Source organism: Streptomyces sp. NPDC049887 (assembly GCF_040656535.1).
Classification (GTDB): Bacteria; Actinomycetota; Actinomycetes; order Streptomycetales; family Streptomycetaceae; genus Streptomyces.
Window position 1 is genome coordinate 217,366 of record NZ_JBFAMM010000008.1, and the last position, 19,743, is coordinate 237,108.

Here is a 19,743-nt window from a genome sequence, read left to right on the forward strand (position 1 = left end):
CCCCGACGGGGGGTGGCGCCCCGGCCAGTCAAGGCCGGGGAACCACCGCCGTTCGGCGCGGTGGGTGCCGGAGGGCCTTCGGCGCGGACGGGACGGCCGGGGAGGCGCGGGAGCTCCTTCCGGGCCGGCTTCCGGCGACGGGCGCTGCGCCGAGGGGAGCCCGCGCGGCGTCCGGCGCCAGATCGCCGGACGCCGCGGCGCCGGATCCCCGGCGGCCACGGGTGCGGCCGCCGCCCTCCCTCCCGCCTCACACCGTTCGCGGGCTTCGGGGCCCGCGGCGCTCCGCGGGTTCCGGGGGCTCGACGACGAGGAATGCGTCACCTTCCAAGTCCATGACCACCGTGGCGCACCGGCCTTGTTCACGCCGCTTCGCGGCGCACTCCTCCGCGGGCCACGAGCCGCGCGGGCCACCGGCAGGGAACGACTCGACGACCTTTCCGTCCATGACCGTCCACCCCTCTTTCCGTTCGTCTCTTTCGGTTCATCGGCTTTCCGATCGCCGGAAAGTCCGTCACCTCACGGATTCACCCGCCCACGATCCTTGACTGCATGGACGGGAAACGCGGTCAGGGAACTGCGCGGACGCAGAAAGCAATCGGGGCCCCACCTCGCGACGGGGCCCCGATGTTCACGCACGCGCCGTGCGCGGCCGCTACCAGCGATACCAGCGGCCGCGGCGACCGCCGCCCGCCGCCGGACGGATCACGAAGCCGAGCAGCCACACCACCAGCACGACGACCGCGATCCACCAGAGCGCCTTGAGGGCGAAGCCCGCGCCGAAGAGAACCAGGGCGAGCAGCAGAACAAGCAGCAAAGGAACCACTTCCATCAACCTCCCGGAATCCGCTTACCCGCGTTTCCCCCGCGCACGCGAGAGTCGTTTCCCTTTTCCCGGGGGCTGCTTGCCCCGGGTACGCACGGAAAACCCGGGCGGCACGGCGAGTTGGGTCCGGACGGCACGGAGCGGCCGGAGGGGGCCGGCGTCACCGCCCCGCGTGCGCCTCTCGCGGCCGGATCCGCCCGGACGGCGGACCCGTGACTACCGGAGCGGTGCGGGGGCGGGCATACTCGCCACCATGGACGCGAGCAGCGAAGACCAACCCCGCACCGACGGCGGGTTCCGGCGGGACGGAGAGGGTCCGGTGGGCGTCCAGTACGCGGCCGGAGGGGCCTGGGTGATCGCCGCCCGCGGAGATCTGGACCTGACCAGCCTCCCGCCGCTGGACGCCGCGCTGACCGCCGCGTCCGCGGAGCACTCCCAGCTGATCCTGGACGTCTCCGGCGTCACCTTCGGCGACTCGGCCTTCCTGAACCTGCTGCTGCGCGTCCACCAGAACGCCCGCCTGCGCATCGCGGGGCCGCAGCCCCAGCTGCGCCGGCTGCTGGAGATCACGGGAGCCGACCAGGTCCTGGACGTCAGGGACGACCAGGACGCCGTGCCCCGTCCCTGAAGGGCCGCGGCCGCTCCGTCAGCGGCCGGAACCCGGCGGGCCGGCGGCGCACCGCAGCGGCCGCGGCGGCCGGTCCGGCGCACACCCGGTCAGGGGCAGGACACGCGCACCGTGATGCGCTTGCCGACCGGCTCGCGCTCGACGGTGAATCCCTCGCACAGTGCCAGGACGATCTCCAGTCCGTGCTGGCCGACGCGTCCGGGGTCCGCGGCCCGCGCGAGGGGAAGGGTCGTGCTGCTGTCCCACACGGTGACCTCGATGCCCGAGGGGATCCTCTCCAGGTCCAGGGCGCACGGCCCTTGGGCGTACTTGCACGCGTTGGTCACCAGCTCCGACACGATCAGCTGGACGGCGCCCACCGCCTCCGAGGCGGCTTCAAATCCGTGCCTGTCCACCAGGAACCGCGTGGCGAAGCCGCGGGCCTCTGCGATGCTCCCCCGGCCGCCGTCGTACACGGCGCCCGCCCACGCGTCTGAGGCCCATGCCGCGGCAGTCCCGCGGCCCGTCCCGATCACACTCGAACTCATCTGCTGGTCGTCCCGTTCGTCCCTGCCGTCCCCTGGGTCGGCGCTCTCCTACCCCGAATCCGCGCGCCGGCACCTCTCGGCGGACGGAAATCGAAACGGGCGGCGAACACAAGGGGGCACGTCCGGCCCGTCAGTTCCCGGCCGTGTGACGCCGGCGTGCCCAGAACGGCAGTACGAACCAGCACAGCAGATACCAGGCCAGGACTCCGGAGACCACCCAGGGGACGAACGCGTCGTGCGTGGCGGCCCTCAGGATGAGGAACAGGGCGGACGTGAGCGTGGCGAGGAGCAGGACGATCCCGGTGAACGTCAGCCGGGACGCCCAGACGACGGCCTGCGGCTTGATACGGCGGCCGGAGACGATCCGGTGCAGCGCGACCGGCCCGATGAGCGCGCCGGTGGCGAGGGCGCCCAGGACGACGGTGATGAGGTAGATCGTCTTGTCGGTCTGCCCCAGGCCCTGGAAGTGCGGCGTGAAGACCACCGTGAGGAGGAAGCCGAAGAGGATCTGGACCCCGGTCTGGGTGACACGTATTTCCTGGACGAGTTCCTGCCAGCGCCGGTCGGCGCGTTCGTCCTCCGTCTCCCGTCTGCCCTCGGTGCGGTCCTCCGTCTCAGGTCCGCCTGCGCCGAGGTGTTCGTGGTCGGTTGCCGGGCCGGGGTTCATGGGCGCTCCTTCGCGGCACGATGCGCACGGCTGCGCGTCGTTCGGGTGACTTTCGCCGGTCACCCGTTTGCCCCCGGTTCGCCCGGGGAACCCTCGGCGCCCGCACCTTTCACGCCGCGCCGCCCTCCGGGTCGGGCCGGAGGGCCGGCCCTGGATCCGCGCCCCGGCACCCCACCCGGGACCACCTGGTCGTGCGGAGGGCGCGCACCTCAGGGGCGGGGCAGCCGCACCACGGTGACGAAGAAGTCGTCGATCTTCCTGATCGCGGCGATGAACTGCTCCAGGTCGACCGGCTTGGTGACGTAGGCGCTGGCGTGGAGCCGGTAACTGCGCAGGATGTCCTCCTCCGCCGCGGACGTCGTCAGCACGACCACGGGGATGTGGGTGAGCTCCGAGTCGGCCTTGATCCGTTCGAGCACCTGCCGTCCGTCGTACTTGGGCAGATTGAGGTCGAGGAGGATCAGGTCGGGGCGCGGGGCGTCCTGGTGGGCTCCCCTCCGGTAGAGGAAGTCCAGCGCCTCCTCGCCGTCGCGCACCACATGGAGCGTGTTGCCGATCTTGTTGTCCTCGAACGCCTCGCGGGTCATCAGTTCGTCGCCCGGGTCGTCCTCGACGAGGAGGACCTCGATGGGCTTGGTGGCGTTCATGCGTGATCTCCTGTGGTGAGGGGCGCGCGGCCGTCCGGGGACGGACCCGCTGCGGGGTGCTGCGGTGCCGCGTCCGCGGACTCCGTCCCGGCGGGGGGTTCCTCCGCGGGGACTGCCGGCAGGGTGAAGTGGATCCGCGTCCCCTCGGTCTGTTCGGTGTCGATCCAGATCCGGCCGCCGTGGTGCTCCACGATCTTCTTGCAGAGGGCCAGGCCTATGCCCGTACCCGTGTAGGCGTCCCGGCCGTGGAGCCGCTGGAAGATCACGAAGACCTTCTCGGCGAACTCCTCCGGGATGCCGATGCCGTTGTCGTCGACACGGTAGTGCCAGGCCGGGACCTCACCGCCGATCTCCGGCTCGACCGTGACGCGGACGAGCGGCGGCCGGCCGGGGGCCCGGAACTTCACGGCGTTGCCGATCAGGTTCTGCCACAGCATCGCCAGCAGCATCGGATCGCCGGTGATGGAGTGGAGCCCGTCGGGGCGCTCGACGACGGCGCCCGCCTCCTCCACGGCCGCGCCGAGGTTCGCCAGCGCCCCGTCCAGCGCGGAGTCCATGCCGACGGTGTCACTGGCGTCGTTGAGCCGGCCCACCCGGGAGTAGGTCAGCAGATCGTTGATCAGGACCTGCATGCGCTTGGCGCCGTCGACGGCGAAGTCGATGTACTGCTTCGCCCGGTCGTCGAGCTGGTCCCCGTACCGCTTCTCGAGGAGCTGGCAGAAGGATGCCACCTTCCGCAACGGCTCCTGCAGGTCGTGCGAGGCGACATAGGCGAACTGCTCCAACTCGGCGTTGGAGCGGCGCAGTTCCACCGCCTGTTCGTCAAGGACGGCCGTGCGCTGGGCGAGGAGTTCCTCGCGCTGCTGCGAGGCTCTCAGGGCCTCGAGGACTCGGACGCGCATCGCCTCGACGGCTGCCGCGAGGTGCCGGGTCTCCACGGGTCCGCCGGGCTCGATGCGGTGCTCGAAGTCGCCGTCGGCGACCCGCTGGGCCGCCGAGCGCAGCCCGTCCAGCGGCCGTCCGACGGCCCGGTGGAGCACGACCACCAGCACCGCGACGAACACGACGAAGGCGGCCAGCATCCCGGCGAGGACCCAGTTGTGGCCGGTGCGGGTACGGTGCATCTCCGCCCTGGCGCTGGTCCGTTCCTCGGCGAGGGTCTCGTTCAGTCCGTCGAACCGCTCACGGAGCCGGTCGAAAGCGGCGTTGCTCCGCTGGAGTTCCGTCGTCGCGGACGCGGGCAGAGCGCCCTGGCGGGCCCGTTCCACGAGCGGCCCGGCGTGGCCGGTCCGCCATGCCTCGGCGGCCTCCTCCGTCGCCGACACGACGGCGAGCAGGGCGGGGTCGCCGGCGAGCGCCTCGCGCAGTGACCGCTCGGCGGACTCCTCCTCCTTCTGACCCTGGATGTAGGGCTCCAGCCAGCGGGGGTCCCGGCTGAGGACGAAGCCGCGCACCCCGATCTCCTGGTCGAGGAGCGCCTTCTGCATCCGGTACGCGTCCACCCGGGCCGGCTGGATGCGGTCGACGAGGTCGTCGGACTCGGCGGCCGTCCGGGACAGCAGCTGAGCCCCCACCACGGCGAAGCCCGTCACCATGACGAGGATCGCGGCCAGGACGATCCCCAGCCACATCGGGACGGTCAGCACGGTGCGCCGGTCCCGCGCGGGTGGCGCGCCGGTGGGTGTCAGCGGTTCTTCGCGGCTGGTCACTTCTGCTTGTCCCATTCGAGGTGGAGGAGGGCGACGTCGTCGCTGTGGCCGCCGTGGTCGGCCGAGAGGGCCCGCGTCTCCGCGATCACGGCCGTGACGAACTCATCGGCGGGTCGGCCGGTGTAGCGGCCGGCGAGCGCGAGCAGGCCGTCCTCGCCGAGCCGCCCGCCGTCGGCGCTGACGCGCCCTTCGAAGAGTCCGTCGGTGAACAGTGCCAGGCCCCCGGCGGCGGGCAGGTCCAGATGGTCCTCGCGCCAGTGGCAGCGGCCGTCGGGGAGCAGGCCGAGCGCCGGGCCGACGGCGGTCTCCACGAGCCGAACTCCCCCGGGTTCCCGCAGCAGCAGCGGCGGGTGACCGGCGCGGACGACCTTGGCCTTCGTCAGGCCCGGGGGCAGTTCCACGGTCGTGACCGTGGCGAAGATCTCGGCGCCGGTCCGCTCGGCCACCAGGACCTTCTGCATGAGTTCGCACACGCCGGTGCCGGTGACACCGGCGAGGGTGAAGGAGCGCCAGGCGACACGGAGGCACACGCCGAGCGCGGCCTCGTCGGGGCCATGGCCGGAGACATCGCCGATGACGGCGTGGACCGTGCCGTCCGGGGTCTCCACGACGTCGTAGAAGTCACCGCTGAGCAGGCCGAGGGACCTGCTCGGCTCGTACCGGGACACGACCTGCACCCCGGCGCCGTGCAGGAGCGGCGAGGGCAGCAGCCCCCGTTCGAGCCGGGCGTTCTCCTGGGCGCGCATACGGCCGGCCTCAAGGGCCATCGCCGCCTGCTCGATCTGGCGGCGCTGCACCGCGTACCGGACCGATCGTGCCAGCACGGTGGGCTCGAAGACGCCCTTGATCAGGTAGTCCTGGGCGCCCGCCGCGACGGCGGAGAGGCCCACGCCCTCCTCGGCCAGCCCGGTCAGCACGACCACCGCGGCGCCCGGGGCTTCGGCGAGCACCTGGCCGACGACGTCCAGTCCCTGGGCGTCCGGCAGATGCAGATCGAGCAGGACGCACTGGGCGGCCGGGCCGAACTCGCCGCTCAGCGCCCGCCGCGCCTCGGCCATGGAGCGGGCGCGGGTGAGCCTGACGGCGAGACCGCTGTCGCGGAGCGTCTCCTCCACGAGGAGCGCGTCGCCGTCGTCGTCCTCGACGAGCAGGATCGTGAGGAAGGCGTCGCCGTCGGCCGCGAGGGCGGCCGGTGACACGCGGGCCAGAGGCACCTGCGGGACCGACACCCTCGGCCCAGGCACCTCCTGGCCTTGCCCTCCGACAGGGCTCCTCACAGCCGACCTCCCCTTGCCCTCGGCCGCACGCGGACCGTGGGGCGCAAGCAGAATACTTGCCGCTCGCGAATAATTGCACTCGCGCGGCTCCCGCTCGACCGTACCGTCCCGATCAGGTCAAACGACTTGTGGATCTTGCTCGTTCACTCTCGTGCGAAGGGCTCGTTCACCCTCGCACGGCGGTGGTGGCGGGTGGTACCCCGGGCCGTGGGGCCGGCGGGACCCCGCGGCCGCGAAGCGGCTCCCGCACCGGCTGTGGCCTGCGGTCCGACGGTGGGCCGCCCCGTTTCGCCCCCCGGACGACGGAAGTGGGGATTCCAGGGAACGTGGCGGAGGTCACGCCTCGCGGATGACCCGCGCCGCGCCGCCGCGCGGTTCATGCCGGGGAACGGAGTGGGCCTTGTCTCATCACCGGCCGGAGGCTCGCGCCGCTCGCCGGCGGTGACGGCACCACGCGGCGGCGCCTCCGGCCGCGGCCACCGCGAGCACGGCGGCGGCGGTGCGAAGTGCGGCACCAGCGGTGCGTGCCCGGCGAGCGAGTCCGCCGGTCCCCGGCACGGGCGACGGCCCCTCGTCCGGCGCGACGGGCCGTCCGCCCCCCGGCACGGGGCGCCGCCCTTCGCCCGTCTCGCGCGCGAGACGGGCCCACACCCGTGGCGGCGGCGGTCCGACCAGGTCCGACGGTGTCGCCGAGCGGACGGCCCGCACGAGGCGGCGCAGGGAGTCGAGTTCACCGCGGCAGGCACCGCACGTCCGCAGGTGCTCCCGCACCCGCGGAGCCGCCTCGTCGAGGACGCCGCCCGCCAGGGCGAGCTCGGCCAGGTCCGCCGGATCCAGATGCCCCGTCACCGGTCACGGTCACCGGTCGCCGTGCGCGCGGACCGCGGGACCCCGGACGCACGGCGGCCCCGCGCGCTCCCCGCATTCCCCGCGCGCTCCCCGCATTCCCCGCATTCCCCGCATTCCCCGCGCTCTCCGGACTCTCCGCACTCCCGGCACTCTCCGCACCGTGCGGGCTCGTGCCGGATGTTTCGCAGTGTTTCGTCATGGAACGTCCTGCCGTCGACGCATCCTGTCATCTCGGATTTCCTGCCATCTCGGATTCCCTGCCATCTCGGATTCCCTGTCATGCCGGATGTCCTGTCATGCCGTCCAGGGGCGGAGCGCGAAGGCCCCCACACCCCGTTCCCGAGCAGGGCGGCGTCCGGATGCGGCCGGGCTCGCCGCCCGTCGTCCGGAGGCGCCGCCCTCCATGATTCCGACGCAGAAACGGTGCAAGTTGTGGGGCTCCGGCGTGGCTATGAGTCTGGGCGTGCTGCGGCGCACGAAAGCGCCCAGGCACGGCAGGCCCGGTCCCAGCGAACGGGCCCGTGTCCGGAACCAGCGCCGGGCCGACGGCCCGGCACGAGGAGCCGAGGTCATGGTCCTTGTCGGATCCGCAAGGCCCCAGCGCCCGTCCGCGGTTCCCGGGCCGGGTGCCTCCCGCCCGGCAGGCGGAGCCGACGCGCCTCGCCCGGCGCCCGGAACCGCCGTCCCCGGCCCGGCGCCCGTGGCGCGCGACCCCCGTCCGGCCCCCGGAACCGCCACTGTCGCCCCCCGCGACGACGACTCCGCGCTGGCGGCCGGGTTCGTCTCGGGCGAGGAGGGGTCGCTGGAGGTCGTCTACCGCCGCTGGGGCTCCCTCGTGTACACCCTCGCCCGGCGGACCCTGGGGGACGAGCGCGAGGCGGAGGACGTGACGCAGCAGGTCTTCCTCGCGGCCTGGCGTGGACACCGCGGCTACCGGCCGGGACGGGGCGGGCTCGCGGGCTGGCTGGTCGGCATCACCCGCCACAAGGTCGCGGACGCCCTCGCGGCCCGCAGCCGCCGCGCCGAACTCGTGGCAGCCGCCGGTGCGTTTCTCGCCCCGGCGCCCGCCGCCGGAACCGGTCCCGAGCAGGTCGTGGACCGGGTGCTCGTGCTGCGTGCCCTGCAGGATCTGCCCTCGGCCCAGCAGCACGTCGTACGGCTCGCGTTCTACGCCGACCTCACCCAGACCCAGATCGCCGAGCGGACCGGGCTCCCCCTCGGCACGGTCAAGAGCCATATGCGCCGCGCGCTGCTGTCCCTTCGCCGCTCGCTCGGGACGAAGGCGTGAGACCGGCTCCCGCCGCACGGTCCGCGACACGCGCCCGGTGACTGCATCCGCCGGCGGACCTTTCGCGGAAACATCGACGGCACGGCCTCCCGCCCGGGAGGACCGCCGGCGTGCCGTCACCACCGCGGGAGGGACCACCGTGCACGACGTGGACGTCGTCATCGTCGGTGCGGGTGCCGCGGGTCTGTCCCTGGCCCGCCGGCTCACGGCACCGGAGGCGGGAGCCGGCCCGCGCCCGTCCGTCGCGCTGGTCGACGCCCCGGCCGGGCCGCTGCGCCCGCCCCCGCGCACCTGGTGCTTCTGGGAGGAGGCCGGCGGTGAGTACGACGACGTCCTCGCGGCGAGCTGGGACCGCCTGCGGGTCACCGCTCCGGACGGAGCGGCGGTGACCGTGCGGCCCGCGCCGCTGCGTTACAAGATGATCCGCTCCACGCACTTCGAGGAGCGCACCGGCACCCTGCTCTCCCGGTCCGGCTGCCTGCGGTACGAGGCCGTCGTGGACCGGGTACGGGACCTGCCCGGCGGCGGTGCCGAGGTGTGCGGACGGGACGGCACCGGTGCGGAGTTCCGGCTCCGGGCCCGCTGGGCGTTCGACTCGCGGCCGCCGCGGCGGCCGCGTGCCGCCCGCACGACGCTGCTCCAGCACTTCCGCGGCTGGTTCGTGCGCACCGCCCGCCCGCGGTTCGACGACGGCGTCGCCGACCTCATGGACTTCCGCACACCGCAGCCCGGCCGGGGCCTGGCGTTCGGCTACGTCCTGCCGCTGGGCGCGCGGGAGGCACTGGTGGAGTACACGGAGTTCTCCCCGTCCGTCCTCGACACCGCAGCGTACGAACGGGCCCTGCGCCACTACACCCAGGACGTGCTGGGCCTCGGCCCGTTCCGCGTCACCGCCACCGAGCAGGGCGTGATCCCCATGACCGACGCGCGCGTACCCCGCCGGGCGGGCAGGTCGGTGTTCCCCATCGGTGCGGCGGGGGGCGCGACCCGGCCCTCGACCGGCTACACCTTCGCCGCGGCGCAGCGCCACACCCGGGCCGTCGCGGACGCGCTGGCCCGGGGCCGCACCCCCCTGGTCCCCGCGCCGCACTCCCGGCGCTCCCGACTCATGGACGCGGTGCTGCTGCGCGCCCTGGACACCGGGCGGGTGGACGGAGCCGAACTGCTCGCCGGACTGTTCCGCGAAGTGCCGGCTCACCGTCTGCTGCGCTTCCTCGACGGCGGCACCCGCTGGTGGGAGGACGTCCTGATCGGGCTGCGCACCCCCGTACGGCCGATGCTCAGGACCGTGCTCGAACTGCCCGCGCTCCCCCGCCGCGCCCACGAGCCCGGCGGGTCCGCGAGGCCCACGGGCTCCCCGGGGGCCACCGGGCCCAGACATCCCTAGTCCCCGCCGCCGTTGCCCGTCCCCCGCCGGCCGTCCGCCGTCCGCCGTCCGAGGAGCTTGCCGATGTCCCTGCTGCACGACGCCGATCTGTCCGCGGCGTTCGACCACGCCGCCCGCTCCTACGACCGCATGGTCGCGGCCAATCCGGGCTACCACCGCCAGCTCCGGCGCTCCGCCCGGCGGCTCGGGCTGCCGGGCGGGGGCGTGGGGAGGCGGGTGCTGGACCTGGGCTGCGGGACGGGGGCGTCCACCGCCGCACTGCTCTCGGTCGCCCCCCACGCGGAGATCACCGCGGTGGACGCGTCGGAGGGAATGCTGGCCCGGGCCCGGCGCAAGTCGTGGCCCGGGAACGTCTCGTTCGTGCACGCCTCCGCCGAGGATCTGGCCGGGGCCGGGGTGACGGGGCCCTTCGACGCCGTACTCGCGGCCTATCTGTTCCGCAACGTCTCCCACCCGGACGAGGTGCTCGCCCGGGTGCGGTGCCTGCTGGCACCGGGCGGGCGCCTCGCCGTCCACGAGTACACGCTCAGCGGACGACCCGCGCACCGCGCCCTGTGGACGGCCGTGTGCCGGGGGCTGGTGCTGCCCGTCGCCCGGTGCTCGGGGGACGGCTCGCTGTACGAGCATCTGTGGCGCAGCGTCGTCCGGTTCGACACGGCGGACGCGTTCGCCGCGCGGATGGAGCGGGCGGGGTTCGCGGCGGTACGGGTCCTCCCGCTGCCCGGGTGGCACACGGGCATCACGCACACCTTCGTGGCGCGGGTGCCTGCCGCGGAGGGCGAGGGCGTGTGAACGGCGACGGCAGGCACCCCCGCGGAGGCCCGGGGCGTGTGAACGGCGGTGCGCACCGCCCGGCCCACTCGGGCGCCGACGGGGCGGACGGGGGCGGTGTCGCCCCCGGCCGGGACCGGCTCTCGCACGTGCTGCCCGCCCGGCCCGGCCGGGCACGGGTGGACGGGTCCGCCCCGCACGCCGGGATCGTGGGCGGCGGCATCGCCGGTCTCGCGGCTGCCACGGCCCTGGCGGAGCGCGGTGTCGCCGTCACCCTCTACGAACGCGAGTACGGGCTCGGCGGCAGGCTCGCCGGCTGGCCCGTCGAACTGGCCGACGGTTCCGTCGCCACGATGAGCCGGGGCTTCCACGCCTTCTTCCGCCAGTACTACAACCTGCGCTCGCTGCTGCGCCGGACCGACCCGGGACTGCACTCGCTCACCCCGCTGCCCGACTATCCGCTGCGGCACAGCGGCGGCATGCTCGACAGCTTCGCCCGCGTGCCGCGCACTCCCCCGCTCAGCGCGCTCGGATTCGTCGCGCAGAGCCCGTCGTTCGGCTGGCGCGACCTCCTGCGGATGGACCCCGGCGCCGCGCTGCCGCTGCTGGACGTGCGCGTGCCGGGCGTCTACGAGTCGCTCGACACCGTGAGCGCGGCGGACTTCCTCGCCAGGATCCGCTTCCCCGAAGCGGCGCAGCACCTCGCGTTCGAGGTGTTCTCCCGCAGCTTCTTCGCCGATCCGCGGGAGCTGTCGGCGGCGGAACTGGCGCTGATGTTCCACATCTACTTCCTCGGCTCCAGTGAAGGGCTGCTGTTCGACGTCCCCCGGGAGCCCTTCCCACAGGCGCTGTGGGAACCGCTGGCGGAGCATCTGCACCGCCACGGGGCCACGATCCGTACGGCGACGCCGGTCGACTCGGTGGAAGCCGCGCGCGACGGACGGCTCACGGTCACCGCGGCGGGCGGCACGGCCACGCACGACGCGGTGGTGCTCGCGCTGGACACGGCGGGCCTGCGGCAGGTGGTCGCGGCGTCGCCCGGGCTGGGCAGCGCGCGGTGGCGGGAGCGCGTCGCGGCACTGCGCACCGCGCCGCCGTTCCTGGTGTCCAGGCTCTGGCTCGACCGGCCCGTGACCGCGGACCGGCCCGGATTCCTCGGTACGAGCGGCTACGGCGACCTGGACAACATCAGCGTCCTCGACCGCTGGGAGGGGGAGGCGCACCGGTGGGCACTGCGGACGGGCGGCTCCGTGGTGGAGCTGCACGCCTACGCGGCTCGCACCGACAGGGGCCGGGCGGTCGTGCGGGACCGGCTGCTGGAGCAACTGCACCTCGTGTACCCGGAGACCCGCGGCGCCAGGGTGGTCGACGAACGGCACGAATGGCGCGACGACTGCCCGCTGTTCGCCGTCGGCGGCCATGCGGCCCGGCCGACCGTCCGCACCCCCGACCCGGCCCTGATGGTGGCCGGGGACCTGGTCCGGACGAACCTGCCGGTCGCCCTCATGGAACGCGCGGCCACGAGCGGCTTCCTGGCGGCCAACGCCCTGCTCGCCCGCTGGGGCGTGCGCGGCCACCCGCTGCGCACGGTCCCCGCCAGGGGCCGCTCGGCGCTGCTGCGGGCCCTGGTGAGGCTGGCAGCTCGGTGAGGGTGCCGCCACACGCACGGCGACAACCGGCGACAACTGGGGACGACCGAGGACGACCGGGGACGACCGAGGACGACCGGGGACGACCGGGGACGACCGGGCAGTGTCGAGGGACCGCTTCCGTACCGGCATCGGCGGGCTGTCCCCGGCGTAGGGGCGCCGGCACGGCCGACCGTCGCCACCACCGACGGAGCACGGCCGGCGCACCGAAGGCCCGTCCGGGCAGCCTCGCCCCACCCGCCGTCAGCCCGGGAAACGGCCCGTGCTGCGCAGGTTCCAGCGGCGTTCCGCGTAGGCGAGATCGTCGCGCCAGAGGCGGGCCGCCGCGGCGCGCATCAGTGGACGCAGCACGGGGGCGGCCGCGCGGGCCGCGGCGAAGCCGGGACGGCCGGAGACGGCGACCACCGCCTCGACGACCGCGGTACGCGGCCTGCCGAGGTGGTCGGGTCCGAGCGGAGTGGCGTGGGTCTCGACGACGGACCCCTCCCCCTCGCCGCCGGTGATGTGCATGACCACCGTACGGGGTTCGGGGGCCGTGAAGACCGCGGTGACCGGGACGACGGCCCGTCCCGCCACCTTGAACGACACCTCGACCGTGAACGCGTCGCCGTCGCCCGCCGGGCCGGTGGGCGTGCCGGAACCCTCGCCGGTGCCGGCGCCCGGGGCGTCGACCACCGTGAGGTCGACGAACGAGTACGGATGGAACCAGGAGCCGTGCCAGGGGTCGAGGCGGTTCGCCACCACGTCCTCCGGCTCGCAGACTCCCGCGCCGGTGTACACGGCGGCCACCGACGCCGCCGGCCGCGGCCGGGCCGGCAGCACCGGCCGCTCCAGCGGCTCCTCGCCGCCGACGTCGTCCAGCCGAACCCACGCGAGCACGCCGTCGTCGTACGCCGGGAACGGTTCCCAGCCCGCGAACGACCCGCCGTCCAGGGCGAGTCCGTGCCAGTGGCAGACGAGTGTTCCGCACCGGACACGGCTGTCGCGCAGCGGCGCGCCGAGGTGGGGACACGCGCCCGGTCCGGCCACGAGGCGTCCGTCCTGGTCCCTCCAGGCGACCACTTCGACCCCGGCGACGGTCCGGCCGAAGGGGGCGCCCGGCCGGACGGCGCGGGTGTCGCCGAGGACGTACCAGTTCCCCGACGGGCGGGCGAGCGCGCGCTTGAGCGCGCTGTCGATCAGTGCCGGACGGGCGTCCCGCCAGGTCGGTCGCTGACGCTCCCACACGGTGGCGGGACGGCGCAGCCTCAGCGGCAGGCGGCCGCGACGCGGACCGGTGCCGGGCGTGGTCGGGCGTGTCATGCGGCCGTCTCCTCCACGGTCGGTGCGAACGCCTCGGGCCGGTGCGCCCGTTCGGGCCGGACCGGCCCCGCCGGACGGCGCGGTGCGGCGAGTCGGGCGGCGGCCACCCTGACGAGACCGTCCAGGGCGACCGCCGCCCGGCGGGCCGGAGCGACGGCGGCGCGGCGGTGCACGCACGCGTACCCGTCGTCGGCGATCGCCTTCAGGATGCCCCCGTACAGGACGAACGCGGTGCGGATGCACGGCCTGGACACCGGGTCCAGCATGGGCAGTCCCGGTGCCGCCTCCCGGTACACGCTCCGGGTGAGCGCGGCGGCGGCCCCGAGGGCACCGGTGATGCGGGCGTCGCGCCGGCCCGTGGCACGGCTCCAGAGCAGCAGGTCCCGGTCCACGCCGTGCGCGGCGAGCAGATCGGCGGGGAGGTAGACGCGTCCTCGGTCCAGGTCCTCGCCGACGTCGCGCAGGAAGTTGGTCAGCTGGAAGGCGACTCCGAGGGCGGCGGCGTGCGGAGCCGCCTCCTCGCGCGGGACGACGGTGCCGAGGACGGGCAGCATCTGCAGCCCGATCACGGCGGCGGAACCGTGCATGTAGCGGCGGAGTTCGCCGTAGTCGGCGTAGTCCGTCACCTCCAGGTCGCTGCGCATCGACGCCAGGAAGTCCGTGAAGTGGCGGTGATCGATGCCGTAGCGGCGGGCGGTGTGCGCGAGCGCGTGGACCACGGGCTCCGGGCTGCGGCCGACGCGCAGCCCGGAGTCGAGCCGTTCCGACAGCCGTCGCAGCGCGGCGGCCCGCTCGACGGTGGTGGCGTCGCTGTCGAGGTCGTCCACGATGTCGTCGGCCCAGCGGGCGAAACCGTACAGGGCGTGGACGGCGGGGCGGCGTTCGACGGGCAGCAGCCGGGTGGCGAGGAAGTACGTCCGGCCGTGGCGGGCGTTGAGCCGGCGGCAGTCGGTGTAGGCGGCGCGCAGATCGGGGTCGGTGATCCCGGCGGCGTCGAGTTCCCGGCGCGTCATGCGGTTCCGCCTTTCGGGGTGCGGGGGCCGGAGGGCGGGGCCGTGCCGGTGCCCCGGCGGACGTCCGGGGCGGTGGGCGGAGAGTGGGCCGCACCGGCGGTGCGGTGCGCTCCGTTCGCGGCCCGGTGAGCCCCGGTGATGCGGGCGGCGGCGAGCTTCCCCGAGATCAGGACGGTGGGCACACCCACTCCGGGCGTGGTTCCGCAGCCCGCGACGACGGCGTTCTCGATGCCGTTCACGAGGTTGCGCGGCCGGAACGGTCCGGTCTGGGCGAAGGTGTGCGCGACGGAGAACGGGGTGCCCGCGGCGTGCCCCTGACTGGTCCAGTCAGCGGGCGTGACCAGGCACTCCTCCTCGATGGCCGCGTCGATCCCGGTGAGGCCGCGGCGATCGAGCTCGGCGAGGAGGGCGGCCCGGTAGCGTGGGCCGAGGTCCTGCCACTGCGCCGCGCCTGGGCCGACGTCGGTGTTGGGACAGGGCGCCAGGATGTAGTGGACGTGCCGGCCGGGCGGCGCCAGGTCCGGGTCGGTGGCGGTGGGCCGGGTGACGAGCAGGGACGGGTCCGTCATCAGGCCCCCGGTGCGCGTCAGTTCACGGAACGTGCTCTTCCATGCGGCCCCGAACGAGATGGTGTGGTGCGCCAGTCCGGGCCAGGTGCGGTCGGTGCCCGCGTGCAGGACGACCGCGGACGGCGAGTGGCGCAGCGCGAGGGGCCGCCGGGGCTCCCGGCCGAGGAGCCGGTAGGTGGCGGGCAGGTCGGGGGTGAGTACGACGGCGTCGCAGGGCAGCCGCTCCCGGTCGGTCACGACGGCGGTGACGCGTTCGCCGGTGCGCTCCAGCCGTGTGACCGTCCGCCCGTACAGGAAGACCGCGCCCGCGTCGGCCGCGGCACCGGCCATGGCGCCGGGCACGGCGTGCACCCCTCCCCTTGGGAAGTGGACCCCGGCGACCGTGTCCATGTAGGCGATGACCGCGTAGGCGGCGAGGGCCCGGGACGGGGCGACTCCGGCGTAGAGGGACTGGAACGAGAAGACCCGGCGCAGCCGTTCGTCACGGAGGAAGCGCCCTACCCGGGCGTCGAGACGGCCGAAACCGCCGAGCGCGGCGAGACGGGCGAGGTCGGGGGTGAGCAGTTGCAGCGGGGAGTCGAAGTTGGCGTCGATGAACCGCCCCATCTGCACCCGGTACAGCTTCTCCAGCCAGCCGCGCAGACGCCGGTAGCCGACCGCCTCGCGAGCGCCGGCGAAGCGCTCGATCTCCGCCTCCATGGCCTCGGGCCGGGTATGCACGTCCAGGACGCTGCCGTCGGCGAACGCCGCCCGGTACGCCGGGTGCAGAGGGACGAGTTCCAGCCTGTCCTCCATTGTGTCGCCGACCGCCGCGAAGGCGTCGGCGAGGAGGCCGGGCATGGTCACGACGGTCGGTCCCGTGTCGAAGCGGTAGCCGCCCCGCTCGATCCTGCCCGCGCGGCCCCCCGGCTGGGGGTCGCGCTCGACGACGGTGACGCTGCGGCCGGCACCGAGGAGGTGCAGCGCGGCGGACAGGCCCGCGAGCCCGGCCCCCACCACCACGACGTGGTCGGTGCGGCCCTTGACGGTCCTCATCCGCTGCTCCTGTCGGCTGTCGTACCCGACGGGCGCCGTGCGGCCGGTCCGTCGCCCGGTCGGACACGCCGGGCGGGCGAGTGCGGGTGGGTCACGGGGTTCCCGGTCGCGGCGGCGGGCGGCACGGGTACGGGCCCCGGCGCGGCGGGCGGCGTCCCAGGGGCGTCCGCGGCCGAGGCGGCGGGCGGCGTCCCAGGAGCGTCCGCGGCCGAGGCGGCGGGCGGCGTCGCAGGGGCGTCCGCGGCCGAATGCACGGTCGCTGCGGACGCGGACGTCACGGGAACTTCCGCGGGCCGCCTCGCGGTCGCGGCCGGCGGCGCCGGACGGGCGGGCACGGGCGCCCCGCGCGGCCCGGGTCCGGCGGACGCGGCCGACGCCACCGCGTCAGGCGTCACGCCGTCGTCCGCGGCCGGGACCTCCTGTGCGGCGGACGACGCGGAGGTGGTCCCGGCCTCGGGGGCAGGCCGCCCGGCGGGCGGCTCTGGCGCTGCCGGACGCCACGGCACGGCGGGCGCCGGACGGGCCGCAGGACTGGTGGGAGCGGCCACCGCGGCGAGCAGTGCCCGCAGCCGACGGGCCGGGGCCGGCTCCAGGGCGGCCGCGGCCAGCCGGCGTTCACCGGCCGCGAGCAGCCGTCCGATCCGCTTCTCCACGGCCTCCAGGGCACCGGTGTCCGTGAGCACCTCCCGCACCCGCAGCAGCCGGTCCTCCGTCAGATCCGCGTTCCCGAAGGCACCCTCGAGGACGGACAGTGCCGCCCGGTCACCGCGGGACCCGGCCCGGGACCGTGCGACCGCCACGAGATACGTGAGCTTCCCGGAGCGTATGTCGTCGCCCGACGGTTTGCCGGTGAGGAGGGGGTCGCCGAAGACGCCCTCGATGTCGTCGCGGAGCTGGAAGGCGGTACCGGCGTACCGGCCCGCCGCGCACAGGTCGAGGACGGTCCGCGGGTCGGCGCCCGCGACGGCCGCGCCGAGGGAGAGGGGCCTGGCGACCGAGTACAGCGCGGTCTTGAGGCAGGCGGTGCGGATCGCCCGGGCGGCGGAACGGGCACCGGTCGCCTGCCCGTGGAGGTCCAGGTACTGGCCCGCCACCATCTCGGTGCGCATGGCCCGCCAGTTCTCCAGCACGCCGTTGCGGACGGAATCGCCGCCGAAGTCCGTCCCGGCGACGATGTCGTCGGCCCACGCGAGGGCGAGGTCGCCGGCCAGGACCGCCGCCGAGGACGCGAAGGGGGCCGCCGCGGTGCCCGTGGACACGGCGCCGGGGTACCGGGTGGCCAGCCGGGCGTGGAACGAGGGACCGCCCCGGCGGCGCGGCGAGCCGTCCATCACGTCGTCGTGGACGAGCGCGCAGGTCTGGATCAGCTCCAGCGCCGCGGCCGTGCGGAGCGCCGCCGGCGTCTCAGGCGCAGCCCCACCGCAGGCCCGCATCGCCCACCACAGGAAGCGGGAGCGCATCCGCCTGCCCCCGTCCAGGGTGAACCTCGCGACGGGCGCGGCCAGGTCCGCAGCGAAGTCGCCGTCGAGTACGGCGGCGCCCGCCACGCGCTCCCTCAGCAGGAGGTCCAGCTCCCGTCCCACCGCGGCGGATACGTCGGCGTCAACCGCGGCCGGTGGGACGGCGCCCCCCGTCTCGAGGGAGGGCCGGTCCGCCGGACAGTTCGGCGCCGTCGAACTGTCCGGCGCCGACCCGGGGTGCGGGGCCGCCCCGGGGTTCGGCCCGGTCGGGGTCGGTGCCTGTGCCACCGGTCGGTGCATGCGGTCCTCCGAGTCGGTCGGCTGCTGTCACTCGTCCTTCCGCGGAGGGGCGGCGTTCGGATGCGCCCGGCACTGCGCGGCGCGCGGCGGGGAGGCCGGTGCCGACCAGTCGACCACGCCCCGGCGCGATCCGCGGCGGCACACGGGCGAACGGGCGCCCGCTTCCGCCCGATTGCCCCATTCACCGGCACCGGACCGCCTCATGTCCCGCCCTCGCCCTTCATCGCGGTGGCCGCTCACGGCGGCCCGGTGCCGGGCGGCACCGGCGCCTGCCGTCTCCGGCCCCCGCGACGCCCCGCGGCCCGCCCACCCTCCACTCGGCCCATCGCCCCGCGCCGGGCGGCGCCCCGGTCCCGGCCGGCGGCTGCTCAGGGCGCCGACCGTCCGCGCCGGCGCTTTTGCTCGAGGAGTTCGGGGAGGTCGGGGAGCCGGTCGAGGCCGGCGACGGGCCGGGCCATGCGGTGGTTGCGCGACAGCCGCTCCCGGTGCCGCTGGTCCCCGAAGAGCAGGTGCGTACGGGACGGGCGTTGTGCACGACGGGACATGGGCGCTCCTGTCAGCGCGGGAACAGTGCCTCGACGACGTCCACCGCGGAACCCAGGCCGTGCAGCCGCAGGGTCCCCGGGTACGCGCTGCCAGCCCAGCCGGGTCCGGCGAGGAGCACGGAGGTGCGCTTCCTCGCGCCCTTCACGCCCCAGTGGATGCCGGAGACGATCCGGACCAGTGAGCGGTCGGCGGTCGACCGGGACTGGGCCCAGAGCACCACGGCGGCGGGGCCGAGCCGGCGGACGGCCTCGTGGAGCGCGTCCGCGGGCAGTGCGGGGCCGAACATCCGGGCGGGCAGACCCCGTTCCCCCAGCGCGGCGGCCAGCGCCTCGACGGGAAGACTGTGCTGCTCGCCGGGTACGCAGGCGAGCAGCACGGGCGGCACGTCGGACCGTTCCACGGCGGGCCGTACCCGGCGCAGCGCCGACGACACGTGCCAGGACAGCAGGTGCTCGACCTCGACGTAACGCTCGCCGGACGTCGCCCATTTGCGCCCCACGGCGTGCAGGGTCGGGGCGATGACCTCCTCCCAGGCGAGGACGAGGCCGTGCTCGGCGAGCACCGCGTCCAGCAGGGCGTCGACGGCGGGGGCGTCGAGGCGGACGGCGGCGCGGGCCAGCCCCCGGCATTCCTGGCGTACGTCCCCGAGGGGCAGGGCGTTGGGTCCGCCCGGCGTGTGCGAGGCGGGGTCGCTGTGCTGCCCGGTCGGCGGGGCCGGCCCGCGACCCGGGGTCGTCGTCGGGGTGCTCATCGCCGCGCGAGCGGCCTCGGCGGGCGGGACGCCCTGGGCGGTGAGCCGGCACATCTCCTCGAGCCGGGCGATGTCCTCGGGCGTCCAGCGGCGGTGCCTGCCGTCCTCGCGCGTGGCGGGGCCGATCGCGTAGCGCCGTTCCCAGGACCGGAGGGTCGTGGGCGCTACACCGAGCCTGCGGGCGACCGCGCCGGTGCTGAGCGCGGCGGTGACGCCGTCCTCTGCCGGGCCCTTCGGGCCGCCGTCGGCCTTCACCAGGCCCATGGTACGGCGCCGGGTGCGGCCCGCCGCCGCTGCGGACGGGCGGCCGTCGCGGTCCGGGCGGCCGCTCACCGTGCCCGCCCGGCGAGCACCTCGCGGGCCGTACGGGTCCCGGAGGCCGTGGCGCCCAGGACTGAGCCCGCGGCCCGGTGGTCGCCGCGGACGTGCGGCCCGTGGGCGATCCTCGTGGTGCGGCTCAGCGGCCACGGAGGCTCCCTGTCGGGGTGGGCGCCCCGCACGGGCCGGGCCGCGAGCAGCTCCCGGCCGCCGGTCTCCGTCCCGGC

The 19,743-nt window shown here is 75.2% G+C and carries 19 protein-coding genes and 1 pseudogene; 5 read left to right on the plus strand and 15 right to left on the minus strand.

Going from position 1 to position 19,743, the window contains the following annotated elements; genetic code table 11:
- Nucleotides 1-247: 247 nt before the first annotated feature.
- Nucleotides 248-445, minus strand: coding sequence for a hypothetical protein (locus AB0J10_RS13120; protein ID WP_363060873.1), 198 nt, complete (start codon nucleotides 443-445; stop codon nucleotides 248-250).
- Between the two features lie 207 nt (nucleotides 446-652).
- A complete protein-coding gene (locus AB0J10_RS13125) occupies nucleotides 653-823 on the minus strand; it encodes a hydrophobic protein (RefSeq protein ID WP_363060963.1) in 171 nt (56 codons plus the stop codon).
- Nucleotides 824-1,076: 253 nt separating this feature from the next.
- Here AB0J10_RS13125 and AB0J10_RS13130 point away from each other — a divergent pair, with 253 nt between their 5' ends.
- Nucleotides 1,077-1,451, plus strand: coding sequence for an STAS domain-containing protein (locus tag AB0J10_RS13130; RefSeq protein WP_363060875.1), 375 nt, complete (start codon nucleotides 1,077-1,079; stop codon nucleotides 1,449-1,451).
- A gap of 89 nt (nucleotides 1,452-1,540) precedes the next feature.
- Here the strand turns inward: AB0J10_RS13130 and AB0J10_RS13135 are convergent, their stop codons facing one another.
- The 6 genes from AB0J10_RS13135 to AB0J10_RS13160 all read right to left on the minus strand — a co-directional run bounded on the left by AB0J10_RS13135 (nucleotide 1,541) and on the right by AB0J10_RS13160 (nucleotide 7,127).
- Entirely contained in the window at nucleotides 1,541-1,978 is a 438-nt protein-coding gene (locus AB0J10_RS13135) for an ATP-binding protein (RefSeq protein ID WP_363060877.1), read from the minus strand.
- A gap of 130 nt (nucleotides 1,979-2,108) precedes the next feature.
- Nucleotides 2,109-2,645, minus strand: coding sequence for a DUF6328 family protein (locus AB0J10_RS13140; protein ID WP_363060879.1), 537 nt, complete (start codon nucleotides 2,643-2,645; stop codon nucleotides 2,109-2,111).
- Nucleotides 2,646-2,854: 209 nt separating this feature from the next.
- A complete protein-coding gene (locus AB0J10_RS13145) occupies nucleotides 2,855-3,292 on the minus strand; it encodes a response regulator (RefSeq protein ID WP_363060881.1) in 438 nt (145 codons plus the stop codon).
- Nucleotides 3,289-5,001, minus strand: a complete 1,713-nt coding sequence (locus AB0J10_RS13150; RefSeq protein ID WP_363060883.1) for an ATP-binding protein — start codon at nucleotides 4,999-5,001, stop codon at nucleotides 3,289-3,291. The genes AB0J10_RS13145 and AB0J10_RS13150 overlap by 4 nt, the downstream gene beginning before the upstream one ends.
- Complete coding sequence (locus tag AB0J10_RS13155) at nucleotides 4,998-6,200, minus strand: SpoIIE family protein phosphatase (RefSeq protein WP_363060885.1); 1,203 nt, start codon at nucleotides 6,198-6,200, stop codon at nucleotides 4,998-5,000. The genes AB0J10_RS13150 and AB0J10_RS13155 overlap by 4 nt, the downstream gene beginning before the upstream one ends.
- 486 nt (nucleotides 6,201-6,686) lie before the next feature.
- Entirely contained in the window at nucleotides 6,687-7,127 is a 441-nt protein-coding gene (locus AB0J10_RS13160; RefSeq protein WP_363060887.1) for a hypothetical protein, read from the minus strand.
- 571 nt (nucleotides 7,128-7,698) lie between these two features.
- Between AB0J10_RS13160 and AB0J10_RS13165 the strand changes: the two genes are divergently transcribed.
- The 4 genes from AB0J10_RS13165 to AB0J10_RS13180 all read left to right on the plus strand — a co-directional run bounded on the left by AB0J10_RS13165 (nucleotide 7,699) and on the right by AB0J10_RS13180 (nucleotide 12,222).
- Nucleotides 7,699-8,415, plus strand: a complete 717-nt coding sequence (locus AB0J10_RS13165; RefSeq protein WP_363060889.1) for a sigma-70 family RNA polymerase sigma factor — start codon at nucleotides 7,699-7,701, stop codon at nucleotides 8,413-8,415.
- Nucleotides 8,416-8,554: 139 nt separating this feature from the next.
- Nucleotides 8,555-9,802, plus strand: coding sequence for a lycopene cyclase family protein (locus AB0J10_RS13170; RefSeq protein ID WP_363060891.1), 1,248 nt, complete (start codon nucleotides 8,555-8,557; stop codon nucleotides 9,800-9,802).
- Between the two features lie 63 nt (nucleotides 9,803-9,865).
- A complete protein-coding gene (locus AB0J10_RS13175) occupies nucleotides 9,866-10,594 on the plus strand; it encodes a class I SAM-dependent methyltransferase (protein ID WP_363060893.1) in 729 nt (242 codons plus the stop codon).
- A gap of 128 nt (nucleotides 10,595-10,722) precedes the next feature.
- Nucleotides 10,723-12,222, plus strand: coding sequence for an FAD-dependent oxidoreductase (locus AB0J10_RS13180; protein ID WP_363060965.1), 1,500 nt, complete (start codon nucleotides 10,723-10,725; stop codon nucleotides 12,220-12,222).
- A gap of 243 nt (nucleotides 12,223-12,465) precedes the next feature.
- On the opposite strand, the gene AB0J10_RS13185 is transcribed toward AB0J10_RS13180, so the two are convergent.
- From AB0J10_RS13185 to AB0J10_RS13215, 7 genes and pseudogenes are all read right to left on the minus strand, one after another.
- The gene (locus tag AB0J10_RS13185; protein WP_363060895.1) at nucleotides 12,466-13,524 is read right to left on the minus strand and encodes a DUF5914 domain-containing protein; all 1,059 of its coding nucleotides are present in this window, start codon (nucleotides 13,522-13,524) and stop codon (nucleotides 12,466-12,468) included.
- Complete coding sequence (locus AB0J10_RS13190) at nucleotides 13,521-14,537, minus strand: phytoene/squalene synthase family protein (RefSeq protein ID WP_363060897.1); 1,017 nt, start codon at nucleotides 14,535-14,537, stop codon at nucleotides 13,521-13,523. The genes AB0J10_RS13185 and AB0J10_RS13190 overlap by 4 nt, the downstream gene beginning before the upstream one ends.
- Nucleotides 14,534-16,141 (minus strand): phytoene desaturase family protein, encoded by a 1,608-nt coding sequence (gene crtI, locus AB0J10_RS13195; RefSeq protein WP_363060899.1) that lies wholly within the window; start codon nucleotides 16,139-16,141, stop codon nucleotides 14,534-14,536. The genes AB0J10_RS13190 and crtI overlap by 4 nt, the downstream gene beginning before the upstream one ends.
- Nucleotides 16,138-17,724 (minus strand): polyprenyl synthetase family protein, encoded by a 1,587-nt coding sequence (locus tag AB0J10_RS13200; RefSeq protein ID WP_363060901.1) that lies wholly within the window; start codon nucleotides 17,722-17,724, stop codon nucleotides 16,138-16,140. Before AB0J10_RS13200 ends, crtI begins: the two co-directional genes overlap by 4 nt.
- Before the next feature lie 545 nt (nucleotides 17,725-18,269).
- Entirely contained in the window at nucleotides 18,270-18,446 is a 177-nt protein-coding gene (locus AB0J10_RS13205) for a hypothetical protein (RefSeq protein WP_363060903.1), read from the minus strand.
- Nucleotides 18,447-18,457: 11 nt separating this feature from the next.
- Complete coding sequence (locus AB0J10_RS13210; RefSeq protein WP_363060905.1) at nucleotides 18,458-19,453, minus strand: MerR family transcriptional regulator; 996 nt, start codon at nucleotides 19,451-19,453, stop codon at nucleotides 18,458-18,460.
- Between the two features lie 74 nt (nucleotides 19,454-19,527).
- Nucleotides 19,528-19,740 (minus strand): annotated as a pseudogene (locus tag AB0J10_RS13215) (amine oxidase); the annotation flags it as partial.
- Between the last annotated feature and the right edge of the window lie 3 nt (nucleotides 19,741-19,743).

Bases quoted from the DNA above. Each gene is read 5' to 3' on its own strand.
- AB0J10_RS13165 (WP_363060889.1), top strand. From the start codon at position 7,699: ATGGTCCTTGTCGGATCCGCAAGGCCCCAGCGCCCGTCCGCGGTTCCC.
- AB0J10_RS13140 (WP_363060879.1), bottom strand. From the start codon at position 2,645: ATGAACCCCGGCCCGGCAACCGACCACGAACACCTCGGCGCAGGCGGA.
- AB0J10_RS13120 (WP_363060873.1), bottom strand. From the start codon at position 445: ATGGACGGAAAGGTCGTCGAGTCGTTCCCTGCCGGTGGCCCGCGCGGC.
- crtI (WP_363060899.1), bottom strand. From the start codon at position 16,141: ATGAGGACCGTCAAGGGCCGCACCGACCACGTCGTGGTGGTGGGGGCC.
- AB0J10_RS13135 (WP_363060877.1), bottom strand. From the start codon at position 1,978: ATGAGTTCGAGTGTGATCGGGACGGGCCGCGGGACTGCCGCGGCATGG.
- AB0J10_RS13185 (WP_363060895.1), bottom strand. From the start codon at position 13,524: ATGACACGCCCGACCACGCCCGGCACCGGTCCGCGTCGCGGCCGCCTG.
- AB0J10_RS13145 (WP_363060881.1), bottom strand. From the start codon at position 3,292: ATGAACGCCACCAAGCCCATCGAGGTCCTCCTCGTCGAGGACGACCCG.
- AB0J10_RS13205 (WP_363060903.1), bottom strand. From the start codon at position 18,446: ATGTCCCGTCGTGCACAACGCCCGTCCCGTACGCACCTGCTCTTCGGG.
- AB0J10_RS13175 (WP_363060893.1), top strand. From the start codon at position 9,866: ATGTCCCTGCTGCACGACGCCGATCTGTCCGCGGCGTTCGACCACGCC.
- AB0J10_RS13130 (WP_363060875.1), top strand. From the start codon at position 1,077: ATGGACGCGAGCAGCGAAGACCAACCCCGCACCGACGGCGGGTTCCGG.
- AB0J10_RS13190 (WP_363060897.1), bottom strand. From the start codon at position 14,537: ATGACGCGCCGGGAACTCGACGCCGCCGGGATCACCGACCCCGATCTG.